The sequence below is a fragment of the Nostoc sp. DedQUE09 genome, assembly GCF_034530915.1.
In the GTDB taxonomy this organism is placed as follows: Bacteria; Cyanobacteriota; Cyanobacteriia; order Cyanobacteriales; family Nostocaceae; genus Nostoc.
On sequence record NZ_JAVRCE010000110.1, the window covers coordinates 1 to 14,751 of the forward strand.

General features: G+C 39.1%; 13 protein-coding genes and 2 pseudogenes. 7 read left to right on the forward strand and 8 right to left on the reverse strand.

Features of this window, described 5'->3' with window-relative positions:
- Positions 1-26: 26 nt before the first annotated feature.
- From RMY27_RS34440 to RMY27_RS34450, 3 genes are read right to left on the reverse strand one after another with little or no spacing between them, the layout of a single operon-like run.
- Positions 27-233, reverse strand: a complete 207-nt coding sequence (locus RMY27_RS34440) for a hypothetical protein (RefSeq protein WP_322669290.1) — start codon at positions 231-233, stop codon at positions 27-29.
- Between the two features lie 6 nt (positions 234-239).
- Entirely contained in the window at positions 240-1,391 is a 1,152-nt protein-coding gene (locus tag RMY27_RS34445) for an FIST signal transduction protein (protein ID WP_322669291.1), read from the reverse strand.
- Between the two features lie 42 nt (positions 1,392-1,433).
- Entirely contained in the window at positions 1,434-2,753 is a 1,320-nt protein-coding gene (locus tag RMY27_RS34450) for a response regulator (protein WP_322669292.1), read from the reverse strand.
- A 1,094-nt stretch (positions 2,754-3,847) separates the two neighbouring features.
- On the opposite strand from RMY27_RS34450, the pseudogene RMY27_RS35705 reads away from it, so the two are divergent.
- Together RMY27_RS35705 and RMY27_RS34455 are read left to right on the forward strand one after the other, a co-directional pair.
- Positions 3,848-4,081: pseudogene (locus RMY27_RS35705) on the forward strand (terpene synthase family protein); the annotation flags it as partial.
- A gap of 118 nt (positions 4,082-4,199) precedes the next feature.
- A pseudogene (locus RMY27_RS34455) lies at positions 4,200-4,338 on the forward strand (IS5/IS1182 family transposase); the annotation flags it as partial.
- Positions 4,339-4,747: 409 nt separating this feature from the next.
- Here RMY27_RS34455 and RMY27_RS34460 read toward each other — a convergent pair.
- A complete protein-coding gene (locus RMY27_RS34460; RefSeq protein ID WP_322669293.1) occupies positions 4,748-5,383 on the reverse strand; it encodes a response regulator in 636 nt (211 codons plus the stop codon).
- 234 nt (positions 5,384-5,617) lie between these two features.
- Here RMY27_RS34460 and lipA point away from each other — a divergent pair, with 234 nt between their 5' ends.
- Entirely contained in the window at positions 5,618-6,592 is a 975-nt protein-coding gene (gene lipA / locus RMY27_RS34465) for a lipoyl synthase (RefSeq protein ID WP_322669299.1), read from the forward strand.
- Between the two features lie 160 nt (positions 6,593-6,752).
- Entirely contained in the window at positions 6,753-6,902 is a 150-nt protein-coding gene (locus tag RMY27_RS34470; protein WP_322669294.1) for a photosystem I protein PsaX, read from the forward strand.
- A 21-nt stretch (positions 6,903-6,923) separates the two neighbouring features.
- Here RMY27_RS34470 and RMY27_RS34475 read toward each other — a convergent pair whose 3' ends face one another.
- The gene (locus RMY27_RS34475; RefSeq protein WP_322669295.1) at positions 6,924-7,790 is read right to left on the reverse strand and encodes a branched-chain amino acid ABC transporter permease; all 867 of its coding nucleotides are present in this window, start codon (positions 7,788-7,790) and stop codon (positions 6,924-6,926) included.
- Positions 7,791-7,997: 207 nt separating this feature from the next.
- Between RMY27_RS34475 and hrmK the strand changes: the two genes are divergently transcribed.
- Positions 7,998-9,887, forward strand: coding sequence for a hybrid histidine kinase/response regulator HrmK (gene hrmK / locus RMY27_RS34480; RefSeq protein WP_322669296.1), 1,890 nt, complete (start codon positions 7,998-8,000; stop codon positions 9,885-9,887).
- Between the two features lie 99 nt (positions 9,888-9,986).
- Positions 9,987-10,814, forward strand: coding sequence for an ATP-dependent sacrificial sulfur transferase LarE (larE, locus tag RMY27_RS34485; protein ID WP_322669300.1), 828 nt, complete (start codon positions 9,987-9,989; stop codon positions 10,812-10,814).
- Positions 10,815-10,839: 25 nt separating this feature from the next.
- Here larE and RMY27_RS34490 read toward each other — a convergent pair whose 3' ends face one another.
- Both RMY27_RS34490 and RMY27_RS34495 read right to left on the reverse strand, forming a co-directional pair.
- Positions 10,840-11,196: a DUF4864 domain-containing protein gene (locus RMY27_RS34490; RefSeq protein ID WP_322669301.1), complete on the reverse strand. Its 357-nt coding sequence runs from the start codon at positions 11,194-11,196 to the stop codon at positions 10,840-10,842.
- Positions 11,197-11,259: 63 nt separating this feature from the next.
- Positions 11,260-12,315: an SGNH/GDSL hydrolase family protein gene (locus tag RMY27_RS34495; protein WP_322669297.1), complete on the reverse strand. Its 1,056-nt coding sequence runs from the start codon at positions 12,313-12,315 to the stop codon at positions 11,260-11,262.
- A gap of 947 nt (positions 12,316-13,262) precedes the next feature.
- Between RMY27_RS34495 and RMY27_RS34500 the strand changes: the two genes are divergently transcribed.
- Complete coding sequence (locus tag RMY27_RS34500) at positions 13,263-13,457, forward strand: hypothetical protein (protein WP_292740248.1); 195 nt, start codon at positions 13,263-13,265, stop codon at positions 13,455-13,457.
- A 97-nt stretch (positions 13,458-13,554) separates the two neighbouring features.
- Here the strand turns inward: RMY27_RS34500 and RMY27_RS34505 are convergent, their stop codons facing one another.
- Positions 13,555-14,442, reverse strand: coding sequence for a site-specific DNA-methyltransferase (locus RMY27_RS34505; protein WP_322669298.1), 888 nt, complete (start codon positions 14,440-14,442; stop codon positions 13,555-13,557).
- Between the last annotated feature and the right edge of the window lie 309 nt (positions 14,443-14,751).

The window sequence follows — 14,751 nt, forward strand, 5'->3', positions numbered from 1 at the left end:
TGTAATTCTATTTGATTTACGTTCTCTCATATCGCTTTTAGTCTAAACTCCAGTTCTAACTTATTTTGATATTCCTTTAGTTCATCAATTACTCTTCTGAGCAAAGATTCTTTTTTTCGATTTGTTTCTTCAAGTTTTCTCCGGTCTGATTCAGAACGCTCTAATTTCTTTTGGATAATTCGATTGGCTTTTTTTAATTCCTTAATTTCTTGTTGATAATCTAATATTTCCATTAATTTTTACTGATTTCCCAAAATTAAAGTTACAAAAGTTTCATTGTGGAATTGCGTCTGGCTAATTCCATCTATAGGAGCAATTTCTCCATAAGAATAAAAGCCACAGGCAGGTAAATAGTCAGCCAGACAAAGTTTTGTATTTTGATACTCTTCTTGTGCCCTAGTACCAAGTATTTGCCGACGAGCTACACATGAAAAAAATAAAACAGCGCTTGGTTCTGTACCAGGATAATTATCTAAGGCATTCATAAATGATGCCTTGGAAGCTGCCAAAATATCTTCATAACCTGCTTCGGAAATTTGAATAATTGCTTGCTCGGGAATATCTCCAAAAAAGGTTATGCTACTAGATTCTTGATTGTAAGCAATAGGTGCTCTTATATAAAAATTTTCTTCATTCTCATCAAACACTGCTAGTGGATATTCCATTGAAGGTGGAAGCAAACCTAAATAATGATGATAAAAATCTAAAGCTGGTTTACCATCTATTTCATAGACTATGTTTTTATCTACCTTAGTCACTTTGCTTGTTTGACCAATAGGATGCCAACCACTTGCAACAGCGTGAGAAAACAATATTGTGCCGGAAAAAAGCAGAATTGGTACAGAATCACTTATTACTTCTGTTTGGAAAAATTGATACGTACTTTGATATCTTGATTGATCGCCTGCCAAACCACCGAATATTGGCATATATTGACCAAGAGCTAGCTTTAAGCCATTTAATATAGAGACACCATTAGTTGTGAGGCTCTCTGGATGAGTTAAGCATAGCTTTGGAGGTGCAGTACTTTTTGCTTTAGCTTGCTCCACAGCTTGTTTAGTTGCAGTAATTGGATCGTCTGAAACTTTGCGTCCAACTCCTGCATAAATTTCAACTTCATTTGAGCAAAACAACATCAAAGTGATTGAGTCTTGTTGAAACTCTAAGACTGAAGAAATTTCTCCATCTGTTGTTCCACCAATCAATTCAATCCCCGGAAAAGCCCGATCGATTTGCTGCAAAATGAGAGAATGATCAAAGTCAATTGCAGCAAAAATAATCCCAGCTTTTGGTATATCTCCTGCAAGAGAACTGGCACATTGCTGAAGAACTTCTTCAATTGCTGCTAGAGAATCTGGATCGTTACTGTGACCTACTACTGCCTTGAACATAAATTGATTTATTATGTTAAAAAATTTAACTTACTATAATAATTAAACGGGAAGTTTAATGATAAACTCTGAACCTTGCCCTATTGATGAATTTACCTCTAAAGTTCCTCCATGTTTTTCGACAACAATTTGACGCGCAATTGATAATCCTAATCCTGTACCTTGACCCACAGGCTTGGTAGTGAATAGATAGTCAAAGATTTTTCGTTGGACATCAATCGACATTCCTACGCCATTATCTTTAATCCTAATCAAGATATAATTTTTATCTTCAGTGAGAGTAGTTTGAATCAAAATTTGATTCGGATTTGCTTCAATATCCATATAGGTAAGTCCTATATTAGACTCCTCTAAAGCATCAATAGCATTAGCTAATAAATTCATAAATACCTGATTTATTTGTCCAATAAAACATTCTAATTCTGGCAATATATCGTAATCTCTAATTACTTGAATATCAGGTCGAACTTCGGATGCTTTTAAACGGTGTTTGAGAATCATAATTGTACTGTCTATGCCATCATGAATGTTGCAAGACACTTTGCGATCGCTATCGGATCGAGAAAAGATTCTCAAGCTGGTACTAATGTTGCGAATGCGCTGAACTCCCTCTTTCATTGAGGAAATTAAATTAGGTAGATCGGCAAGTATATACTTCAAATCTATCGTTGCAATTTCTTCTTGAATTTCTGGAACTGGATTAGGATAGTGCTGCTGATAGAGGTCAATAATCTTAATCATGTCTTGGAAATATACTGAAGCGTGTCCAAGATTGCCATGAATGAAACCAACTGGATTATTAATTTCATGAGCAACTCCTGCTACTAGTTGACCAAGGGCAGACATTTTTTCTGTCTGTACAAGCTGAAGTTGAGACTCTTGTAGGTCTTTTAATGCCCTAGATAATGCTGATGTCCTTTCTAAAACTCGTTTTTCTAAAGTTTTTCTGAGATTTCGTAATTGAAGATGGGTTTTAATTCTAGCTAATAATTCTTCTTCATGAAAGGGTTTTGTGATGTAATCAACTGCTCCGATGTTTAGACCCTTTACCTTACTGTGAGTATCAGAATTAGCTGTCATAAAAATTACGGGTATATCACAAGTAGCTGAATTTTCTTTCAGTCTTTTACAAGTTTCAAATCCATCTATTCCTGGCATCATAACATCTAATAAAATTAAGTCAGGCAGTTGGAACTCAACCTGCTTAAGTGCCCTTTCTCCATCATTTTCTGTGATAACTTTAAAGCCTACATTAGTTAATGTATCAAAGACAATTTCTAAATTAGTAGTAGTATCATCTATCACTAGGATTAAACTATCATCTGGGGTATAAAGCATTTTTGTATCTAGTTGTTCATTCATATATCTAAATTAATTTTATTTATTGTTAGTTATTCCCTATTTGCCCTGCGATCGCAGCTAAGTCCCCACTATTTGATTGGTAGACAGACTGCAAATTTATCGTCTGACAACCCTATAGTTCCCAAAAACTCAGATAACAGCAACATTTTCACGCTAGAAAATTGCCTAAAGCTTTGCATTGGGGCGATCACTAACGTACATCAATCACCAATTTTGGTTTTCACCAAAGTTTAAAATCCTCTTTTATAAAGGCGATCTCTCTGAAATTAGTTATTTTTACCCTTGTTTTATTAGAAAATTAGCGCTAAATAAGAACAAGATTATTGATGCTTCAAGTTAATCCTTTCAGTTAGTCAACAGTATTTATCATGAATCTTTATAGATGTAAGAATATTTCTTATAAAATTTTTATAAGAAATATATTTACAGATAATTACAGTTAATATTTTTTGTTAAATATCCAACAATATTAGTTAAGTTTGAAAATATTTATATAGATTTACACACCACTACAGTGATTTAAATATGATTTACGCCCTGCATAAAATGTTGTGTTTTAGTAAGTTTAGTTTTTTCAAAAAACTATTATAGGCTTTTTTTGAATCTCTTTATTTTATTCTCCTGTAATTAATGTTTATTACTTATAATTAATATATTCATTTTTATGAGGAAACTACTTTCTTCTGATTTGTATTACCCATTTTTATCCCATATCAATAGGCATGTTGATGTTTTAGAAGAGTATGCTCTTGAATGGGTAACTCGCTTTAACCTACTGGCTAATCAATCAGTTTCCTGACGTTTCATTAAGTCAAATTTTTTTAAGCTAGTAGCAGATACTTATTCTTACTGCGATATTGAAAAAATCAAGATTGCCAGTGATTTATTCAGTTGACTGTTTATTTGGGATGACCAATGTGATATGTCAGATTTAGGACAACAACCTGAAGCACTCAAGCTTTTTTACCAGAGATTTTGAAGTACTAAATGGAGCAGAATTTACAAGCAACGATATACACCTTAGCTATGCTTTAAGTGACCTACAACAACGGATGCTTCAGATAGGAAGCATAAAATGATTCCATCATTTTGTTTTTAGCTTTGAGGAATACTTCGCCGGATGTGTAGAGGAAGCAAGTAACCGCGCACAGGAAATTATAGCAGATATTGATACTTGTATCAGAATACGGAACTTGAGTTCGGCAGGGGATCTTACTGTCGTATTGATTGAATTTTACGATCAATTGCAGATTCCTGATATTTTACGACAGTACGAGATTTTTAAAAAACTCAAGGAGAAGACAATTAATATTCGTTGCTCGGTATAATGATATCTTCTCGTATTCTAGATAAATGGCAAGTGGTGATGTTCACAATCTAAGGCGTGTCATCAATTAAATAAACTGGAATTAAAACTGTTTCAAAAAGAGAGATAAGAGGAAAAGGATGACGCGTCGATATGCACTACGAGATGACCAATGGGAAAAGCCTGCTACCTGGGCAAGAGGGTTATGTAGGAGTCACCGCTAAAAACAATCGCTTGTTTGTCGAAGCAGTGTTATATCGCTACCGATCAGGTATCCTCTAGCGCGATTCGCCAGAGATATTTGGGAATTTTCGGGTGATTTATACTTGCTTCAGTCGATAGTCAAAAACAGAAAACTATCCTCATCATGAAATAAGATTTTTTGGTTGAATTTGTATTAAAAAATATGACTTTTAATATATTTTTGCTAAATATCTGAATCTTGAACTTTAACGTTTTTTCATCAACTGTAAGTACATATCAAAATCTCAACCACAAGCCTTCTTTGAACTTATGAATAAGTAAGATAAAACACAGCTTTACCGGGCTAAGATAAAGCTGTACCTCACTAAATAATGATGATTTGTCAACATAAGTGTTTTTGAACTAACTATTTTTATCCGCTTTTAATCGGACACCAGTATAGATGGTGTATTTTTGGCTGCGATAATAATAACGAGCACAAATACTACTTAATTTTTTGTTTAATAAAAGTCACAACCTGAGTTAGCTGTTTCTTCAAACCATCAATTTCTGCTTGCATTTTGACAATTTTCTCATTCAATGCATTAATTTCTGCCTCAGAGACTCCTCCAGTACTGGGGGTTGCGACGCTAGGAATTACGACGCTAGGGGTTACTACCGTACTATTGGCGACACTAGAGGTTGATGATGTGCCATTTTTGACGGTAACTCCCGCTCCTACTGCGACTAATTCTGGGCGTGGCTGTTTTGCCTTAGCCATAGCTAACTTAATCGCGCCGATTAGTTGCTTCTGATCAAAAGGCTTGCCCAAAAATTCAAAATATTCAAATGGTTCTGTGATTTTCTCAGTTACCTCTTCCTTACGACCAGACATGATCACTAAAGGAATTTTCCTTAACTCTGGATCGGCTTGAACTTTCTGGAAAACCTCCCAGCCACTCATTTTAGGTAACAGGAAATCCAGCATAATCAGGCTGAGTTTTTCCTGAAGAATGAAATTTAGTCCTTCCACACCGTCTTTTGCTTCTAGTACCTCAAAATTGCCCGGAGGCAACATTTCTCGTACTTTTACCCTGACAACTGTAGTGTCATCGATAACTAAAATCTTGTTGCTTGCCACGACTGTTTGCTCTAACAGAAACTATAAGTGTAAATAGCGGCTTTGCCGATTGTCCTTGAGAATCCTCCCACTATATACATAATTTCTAGCAATTGGGGGATAGTATATTTCGGTATAAATGACATTATTAGAGGTGTTTTGCAAAACTTTTGCTTGCGCTCTTTTAAATTTGTGTCATTGTGATATTTAATCAACAGACCACTACATCTATATCCGCATCTTGCTTGGATGTCTATGATTTCGTCACAACAAGCCGAACTAAAGTCTGAAATTACGGCAATGCCTAGCTGGTTACGTCGCCCAATTGGCAAAGCCAGTGAAATCTCTACGGTACAACGCATTATTAAGCAGCGCCAAATTCACACGATTTGCGAAGAGGGTCGCTGTCCCAACCGGGGAGAGTGCTATGCCCAAAAAACTGCAACTTTCTTACTAATGGGACCTACCTGCACACGTTCTTGTGCTTTCTGTCAAGTAGATAAAGGTCATGCACCGATGCCTCTTGATTTAGATGAACCTGAAAAGGTCGCCCAGGCGGTGCAGCTTTTGGGATTGCGTTATGTAGTGCTGACTTCTGTAGCGCGTGATGACTTGCCCGATCAAGGTGCAGGGCACTTTGTAAAGACGATCGCGACTATTCGCCAATTGAATCCAGAGACTCAAATAGAAGTGCTGACCCCAGATTTTTGGGGTGGTGCTGGTGTTGGAGAAGAAGGTCAACGCCAGCGGATAGCGATGATTGTCAAAGCCAAACCAGCTTGTTTCAATCACAATATCGAGACAGTCCAAAGGCTAACTGGCCCAGTGCGTCGGGGAGCCAAGTACGATCGCTCCCTCTTGGTGCTGGCTACGGTTAAAGAAATCGATTCGACAATTCCCACCAAATCAGGTTTGATGCTGGGACACGGAGAAACACTTGATGAAGTCCTTGAAGCAATGGCTGATTTAAGGGCTGTGGGATGCGATCGCTTGACTATCGGGCAGTATATGCGTCCTTCTTTAGAACATTTGCCAGTCCAAAAATATTGGACTCCAGAGGAATTCGATCAGCTTGGCAGATTAGCATGGGAAATGGGATTCAACCATGTTCGTTCTGGGCCTCTGGTTCGGAGTTCCTACCATGCTGGAGAGGAGGGAGCAGGGGAGGCAGGGGAGCAGGGGAGCAGGGGAGCAGGGAAGGCAGGGGAGGCAGGGGAGAAGTTGCAGTAAGTTTTTCCCTCTGCTCCTCTGCTCCTCTGCCCCTCCGCCTCTTGTGCCCCATGCCCAATGCCCAATTCCCAACTTCACACAAATATTCTTAAAGAATTTGAGTATTTGGTACGCCAGTTTGGTATTTCTTAAAAAGTCATGACATTAGGAGAATCGGATTATGACCTCTAAAACAACGAAGAATCCTACAGATTTACCAGTTGCCGACAGTGGAGCTAAACCTCCCTACGCCTATCGCACAGGCTGGGCAATATTCTTGTTAGCTATCAATTTCCTGGTAGCAGCCTGGTATTTCCACATTATTGAATAATTAGAAGTGGAATGGTGCTGCTCAAATCGTTCCTTTGAATAAACCTTTGGGGCGAATGAGCAGCACCAAAATCATGATTAACAGTGCTACACCTTGTTTATACTGGGAACCCAGCCAAGGAGTGCTGATTTCCTGGACGATGCCAATGATAAAAGCTGCTGCGATCGCACCGTAGGGATTGCCAATTCCACCAAGTATTACTGAGGCAAATAATGGTAATATTAAGAACCATCCCATGTTCGGGCGCACAGCTGTAATTAACCCATACATACTGCCGCCCAATGATGTAAGAGTGCCAGCAATTACCCAAGTCCAGAAAATTACTCGATCAACATTGATACCTGAAACCCTAGCTAAGTCCAGATCGTCGGCAACTGCTCGCATCGCCTTACCAATTTTGGTATTTTGCAGCAGGTAATGCAGCGCCAAAATTGCTAGCACCGCCAACCCTAATACCAATAATTGATTTTGCGGTATCTTTAAACCCAAAATATCTAAAGCCGGAGTAACAGGTAAATTATAATTTTGGTTCCTGCCACCCCAGATAAAAATAATCCCATTGCGAAGAAATAAGGCAAGTCCAATAGAAATAATAATTAGCGTAGTTGAAGTAGCACGGATAGAGCGCATCTTTGACCACAGTAACTTTTCCGATAACAGCATTGCTGCTACCGTTCCCGCCGCAGCTAGAATCATCGACAGCCAAATATTGACTCCAATGGTGTTTATCAGCCAAGTTAGATAGGCTCCTAAAGTGAGAAAGTCACCATGAGCAAAGTTCGATAGCCGTAAAATTCCATAAGTAAGAGTCAGTCCGACTGCGGCTAGAGCAATAATGCTCCCCACCGCAATCCCATTCACGATTAATTGGGCGAATTGTGCATCCATAAGTCTTCAGTTGAGTTTAAAAAATTTTAGGTTAGTGGTTCATACAATAATTTTTTTTGGACTAGCTGCTAAACTCAACATCATAAGTTATGGTTTATAACAACATAAGTTATCGTTTATAAATAAAAAAGAATTGTCCGCTAATATACATAAAATCCTGTTGGGATTTTTATGCGTAGCTAAACTTGTTCAGCGGTCTAGTTGACCATGCAGCAGTATTCAAGCTTACCAGACCAGAAATCACTGATAGATGCAACGCCAAAACTTTTGACAACAATTGAGCAACTTCGCGCGCAGCTGTGGCTGGAGAGCAGCTTAAACCAGTTGCAAAGTCGCCTTAATGATTGCTTGCTTTCTGCTTGTAACACTGTCCCACAGTCAGAAGCAGCACAAGCAGAAATTTTCCAAACCGTGGTTAACGAGATTAACAGTGCTATTCATAGCAGTAACCTGGCACTTACAGAATGTGCCGTAGGCATCGCTATGTGTCAACCACAAGAAAATTTTGCCACAGTTTGTTATATTTCTCGTTCTCCATCCCCAAATTCATCACCTTTATTTCTAGAAGTGCTGACAGCAGAAAAAAAGCTGCTGTTGAGATTGCAAGAAGTCATAAAAATTGAAGATTTACAACAGCTTGAGAATCAGCAACTACCGAGTGCTTGGCGGTTGGCGGATGATTCTGGCAGCGTTATGGGCTGGCTAATTATTGCCACAGCATCCCTAAGTTCTGATCATGAGTCACTCATAGAATCGCAAGTTCAACTTAGATCGCAATTCATGGCAAGGTCTGCCAAATGCTGTAGTACAGCCTTAGTACAACTTAGACACATGCTGTCTTGGCTGCAACAGTGTCAACAGTTAAGTAACTCTAATCAAGAATTGGAGCGCACCAATCAACTGAAAAATCAGTTTTTGGCAAATACCAGCCACGAAATTCGCACACCGCTTAGTTCCATTATTGGGTTTACCCATCTGCTTTTAGCTCCAGGGTACGAACCAACTAAAGAACGGCAGCAAGAGTATTTAAATATTATTCAGTCTAGCGGTAAACACTTACTAGCTCTGATTAACGATATTTTGGATCTCTCTAAAATTGAAGCAAATCAGCTAGAAGTACAGTGGGAAACAATAGATGTGCCAATACTGTGTAGCAATGTTCTGGCATTGGTGAAAGAGAAAGCTGCTAATAAAGGTTTGAAACTGTGTCTAGAACTTGAACCTGATATTACAACCTTAGTAGCTGACCCCTTACGACTCAAGCAAATGTTGTTGAATTTACTCTTCAACGCCCTAAAGTTTACAAGTATTGGAAGTGTTGGCTTACAGATTGCTTCCAAAGGTGTATTTGTGCATTTTACAGTTTGGGATACTGGCACTGGCATTTCCCAAGAAGACCAAGTTCAACTGTTTCAGCCATATTTCCAAATTGCCAAGGCCGTAGCAGATGGTATTGAAGGTACTGGTTTGGGTTTAGCAGTGACTCAGAAACTCGCCCAAATTCACGGTGGTTGGGTGAAAGTTGAATCTGAAATAGATCGTGGCTCCCGTTTTACTCTTGTACTTCCTCTTAAGCAAGAGATGGGAGTAAGGGTAGATGAGGAAGCAGGAGAAGCAAATTTTCCCTCATTTCCTCTGCCTTTGACACCTAGTTCCTCTGTAGAAATTTTGCTGGTAGAAAATGATTTACCCAATGCTGATTTGATGCAAATTTATCTACAAAAATTGGGATATCAAGTGACTTGGGTTAAGAATGCTGACGAGATGTGGGAAGCCCTAACACAGTTAGATCCAGCGGTAATTTTAATGGATGTTTGTTTGGCAGATGGAAATGGTCTTAACTTGGTACAACAACTGCGAGAACATCAGCAATATCGGACGATTCCGGTAATTGTTCAAACAGCAATGGCGATGAAAGGCGATCGCGAAACCTGTCTAGCGGCTGGAGTAAATGACTATATTTCTAAACCAATTGATTTACCACTTTTAGCCAGTCTGGTGGCTAAGTACAGTAAAGCACCAACGTTGGTTGATGAGGAGCAGGGGAGCAGAGGAGCAGGGGAGCAGAGGAGCAGGGGAGCGGAGGGGAGGTTATAGTAAGTCTTTCCTCTGTGCCTCTTATGCCCAAAGCGCCATAAGTAATGACTACAATATAAATGATTGGATGCTACAAGGTTTTGGCAGGATTGGGAAATGATGCTGACAGAAAAATTTGAGCAATTAAAAGCCTTATTTACAGAAATGGAGCAGGCATTGATTGCCTACTCTGGGGGCGTTGATAGCACTTTGGTTGCCAAAATTGCTTATGATGTGTTGGGCGATCGCGCTTTGGCTGTCACTGCTGTTTCTCCTTCACTGTTACCAGAAGAATTGGAAGACGCGAAAATTCAAGCTGCAACAATTGGGATTCCTCATAAAATCGTCCAGACTCACGAGATGGAAAATCCCAATTACACTTCTAACCCGGTTAACCGCTGTTATTTTTGCAAAAGTGAGTTGCACGACACTCTCAAACCTTTAGCTTTAGAACTGGGTTATCCTTATGTGGTGGATGGGGTGAATGCTGATGATTTGCATGATTATCGCCCAGGAATTCAGGCGGCTAAAGAAAGAGGGGCGCGATCGCCTTTAGCAGAAGTGGGTGTCACCAAAGTTGAAGTTCGCCAACTTTCGCAACAACTCGGTTTACCTTGGTGGGATAAACCTGCTCAACCTTGCCTCAGTTCCCGGTTTCCTTACGGTGAAGAAATTACTGTCGCTAAGTTGCAACGAGTTGGCAGAGGAGAAATTTATCTGCGAAAGCTAGGTTGGCAGAATTTGCGCGTGCGATCGGAAGGGGATACAGCACGTATTGAATTACCACCAGAACAAATCAAAGAGTTTGTATTAACTAACGATTTACAAACATTAGTTTCGGCATTTCAAGATTTTGGATTTATCTACGTAACCTTAGATTTAGAAGGTTATCGTAGTGGTAAGTTAAATCAGGTTTTAAATAGGGAAGCCTTGGGCGTTAAAGTATAGGATTTTAGTTCTATAAATATAGGGTTTATTTACCTTCTAGAGAAACTAGAAAGCAACCGTTAATTCTCCAGATATTATTGGGCTGTTTTTCCATAAAATATAAAGCCCTCAAGGGGATTCCATCAGGAGCAAGTAGCAGCACTGGTTGAGTTATGTTTCCCTGGATGGTTGTTATCTTCTCAAAAAATACAGAACGAGGACGGTATACTGCTCGGTAGCTTGTTTTTACCATCTGCATAAAATTTTCTGGGGTTACGAATTGCGCCTGAATCGCCGGACTAGCAAAGGCAAAAGCGCCTTGGGCATCATCTTTTTTAAAGGCTGCCAATTGGTATTCAATTACAGAACGTATGTTGATGGCATCAGTATCAGTAACTTCCATAAATTTAAAAATTGCGTAGGCGCAGCCCATCGTAGACATCGCAGCAAGTGTTGGCACGATCGCTCAATTCTCACGCTGAGTGAGTGTGTATTCTATCTGCTGTAGTGCCGTTCGCCACACATCATATCCCTCTTGAGACAGATGCAACCCATCTGTGGTCAACTCTGGGCGCAAATTGCCTTCCATATCCGTAAACCAGCTATAAATATTGAGATAATTAGCACCTTCTTGTTTAGCAATTACGGTTAGTTGGATGTTGAGGTGACGAATACGGCTATTGGAAATTTTTGGTAGACGAGTAGGCAAAATTGATTGGACAATGATTTGAGCTTTGGAGTGAGTCTGGCGTAAACGCCGGACAATCCGGCGATAATTATTCAAAATTGTTTCATCACTAGCGCCTTTTCGTAGGTCGTTAATCCCAGCCATGAGGTAAATAACATCTGGCCGTGTTGCTGAAAATGCCCCCAATCTTTTTAAAACGCCACTAGAGGTATCTCCAGATATGCCTTGATTCAGCCATAATTTACCAGTAGGCAGTTTTTCTCTGGGAAACCACATGCTCAAAGAATCACCAACCAAAATACTTAGATGATTGGCACCTTGACCTTGAGCGATCGCTCTAGCTTCTAAAGCTAATAAACTTTTCCAGTCGTCATAAGTTAGTTGACGTTTCTTGATCGACTCCCACAATGATTGTAAATTATCACTATTTACGCGTGTATAAATCTGACCTGTTTTCAGAGCTGCCAATCTTTGGTAGTAAAGTTGATTTCCAGATGTCAATAAGAGGCTAGTTGCTTGGGTGCTGGGGTTGAGTGATGACTCTGTTGATACTGGTAATCCCTGACTGCTGAATTCTGGTACGCTAGAGACGTTTTTCTCACTTACTATTGGCTGCGAACTTTTTAGGGGTTGGAACGCTTGAGAGCTGAGTTCGGGTAAGGAAAGATCGACGCTGGGGATAATTTTTGTACTGACTATTGTCTGCGAACCTTGTTTTAAATCCCACAGGAATCTAGAACTTTCTGGCAGGACAATTGACAGATGTGGAAGAGCCGATGCTGGTATTGCTAATCCTGTTAACAAGCCTGCTGCCAACAGATAAGGGTCCCTCATCGCTTTCTCTCTCCTCTACTCACTGCTTTTCCTTATGACGGCATTAATTGCCTGTATTCAGGAAAATTTTACTTCGGTTAAGTTATTATTCTTATTTACGCTGTATAGTTCTGTAAAGCGTGTTCATGAGATTATATTTGACAATTTACGATCTCTTTAAAGTAGGGTTTTCCCGGTGGTATACAAGTCTTATTTGTGCGAATACTTCTACTGAAAGCACTGTTTTCATCAGCCACTCGCTTTTTCTAACTCAGTTATGACAAATATAACTAGGTTTGCAAACTGGCGATTAGTGAGTTCTTTTAGAGGATCTAAGAACAGAGGTTTTTGCTTTTGATGTTGCTAATATGTGAAAGAAACAGCAGATTTTAGGTTTCTAGATTTCAGCTAATTGTCGCGATCGCGTGAGAGTTGGCTAGACCGATAAGGCTACGGGAATACGTATACATTTTCGTTTTGTCATCTAAAATTAAGCAGTGCATTTGCACCAGTTCTTAAAGATGTGATTAGTTTAAATTACACCTTTGAGAACTAGCATAAGTGAAAGTCTGGTCACTAAAAGAAATTTCTGACCTTTGTAGGGTGATTTGCAGCAGAGTTACAAGTTATGCGCGTCGTTACAAAACGACAACAGTTGACTTTCCTACTATATCCAAATTAGCTCGTATCTTTAATATGACAATTGAGAACTTAGTGGAAATTTGGGGAAAAATAGGCAAAATTTTAACTATTAAGAATATTTATATCATACGATAACGTGTCGTCCGTGAGCAAGTATGACGTTTGCCATACTGAAAATTTGATAAATCACTATACGTAATTTTAAATTTCTGTTTCCTCATTGAAGTATGAGTTGAAACACACTTAAATTAAGTTTTAACTCTAGAGAATAACCTCATTGAAAGTGCTAAGATTTAGGCTGAATCATTAGTGTTTTCTTTTCTTCTGTGGCAAGAGCTAGTACAGCAATTGGTGTCAGTCCCATTATTAAAGAGATTGTGCAAAAACAGGCACATTCCACACGTTTGACCCTGAAAGAAGTTATTCTCATGGGTATGTTAGCTATTGATAAACTAGATGATCGGGGCCGTCAAGAGCTAGCAGATCAAGTTCATCAAATGCAGGTGAATGGAGAAATTTAATTGAGTAGCTATGAGTTAAGAGTTATAAGCGATGCCCTGAGCCTGCCGAAGGGTTATCAATTTTAACTTCTCACTCCTGACTCTTTACTTAATTTGGTTATTGGCTAAATCGATAACGACTTCCCATTACATAATTTTCATTAATTTCAAAAGATATCCATCGGCGTTGCAGAGTTTCAGCAACAAACCCAGTTGTATTAGAACCTGCGAACGGATCTAATACCATATCACCTTCATCAGTTAAGAATTTGATGAAGAACTCGGCGAACCCTTGAGGAAACCGTGCTGGATGGGGTCTAATTTTTGCTGTTTTGCAGCGTTGTAAATAAGCACTATTCGATTCAGTATTAGCAATTTCTAGTAAATTCGGCGGAATTGCACCTTGGTTATTTTTTTGAAATTTATCAGAAATATCATGTCCACTAGGACGTATTTTTGCTTTATAGCCATTTTTGAGTAACTGTTTCATACTTTGGCTATAGGGCTTTAAAACTTTTCTGTTATCTGCTTTAGGATTTGGTGTTTTAGACAACCACCAAACTGTATTTACAGAATCTTTCACACGAATTCGCCTGATTGTCACCCACTCAGCAGGGGTTGGCAGTCGAGCCGGATTATAGTGGTAAAGTTCTTGAGCCAGAAAGAAACCTACTTCTTTGCATAATCTGACTAAAAGTTCGTATTGGTAGATACTCCGCACTGGATTACCAGGGAGGTAAGCGCCGCCTAAATCTAATACGAATGAGCCAGTCTCTGCTAGTACTCTTTTAAATTCATAGGCAAAAGGTAAAAACCACTCGATATATTTTTCCGCAGTTTCGTTACCGTATTCTTTTTTTCTTGTAAGAGCAAATGGAGGTGAGGTGAGAATGAGATTAATACTGTTGTTTTCAATAGATTTTATTAGTTCTAGGCTATCACCTAGATATATTGCGCCGTGATTTTGGGTGTAATATGATTTTAAATTTATTTGTTGTGAGTTCAAGAGTTATAAAATTATCTCGGCTTTGGGGACTTACAAATAAAAAAATATCTAATAATCTCTTGTGGGGTGGGCATCTTGCCCGCCTTTGGTTATGGGCAAGATGCCCACCCCACAAAAGCATCAAGATTATCCGGCATGTAATGTCAAGTCAGGGTTAGCCAGTATTTATCTCAGCATAATCTCAAAAATTTGGTACATCACATTAGTATAATACCGACAATGCTACAAAAAATTTTTACTCTTCCCCTTCCCCCAAGCAGGGCTGTTTCATTCGTTCAGATCGCGATTTTGTCAACAGTATCAGCCAAA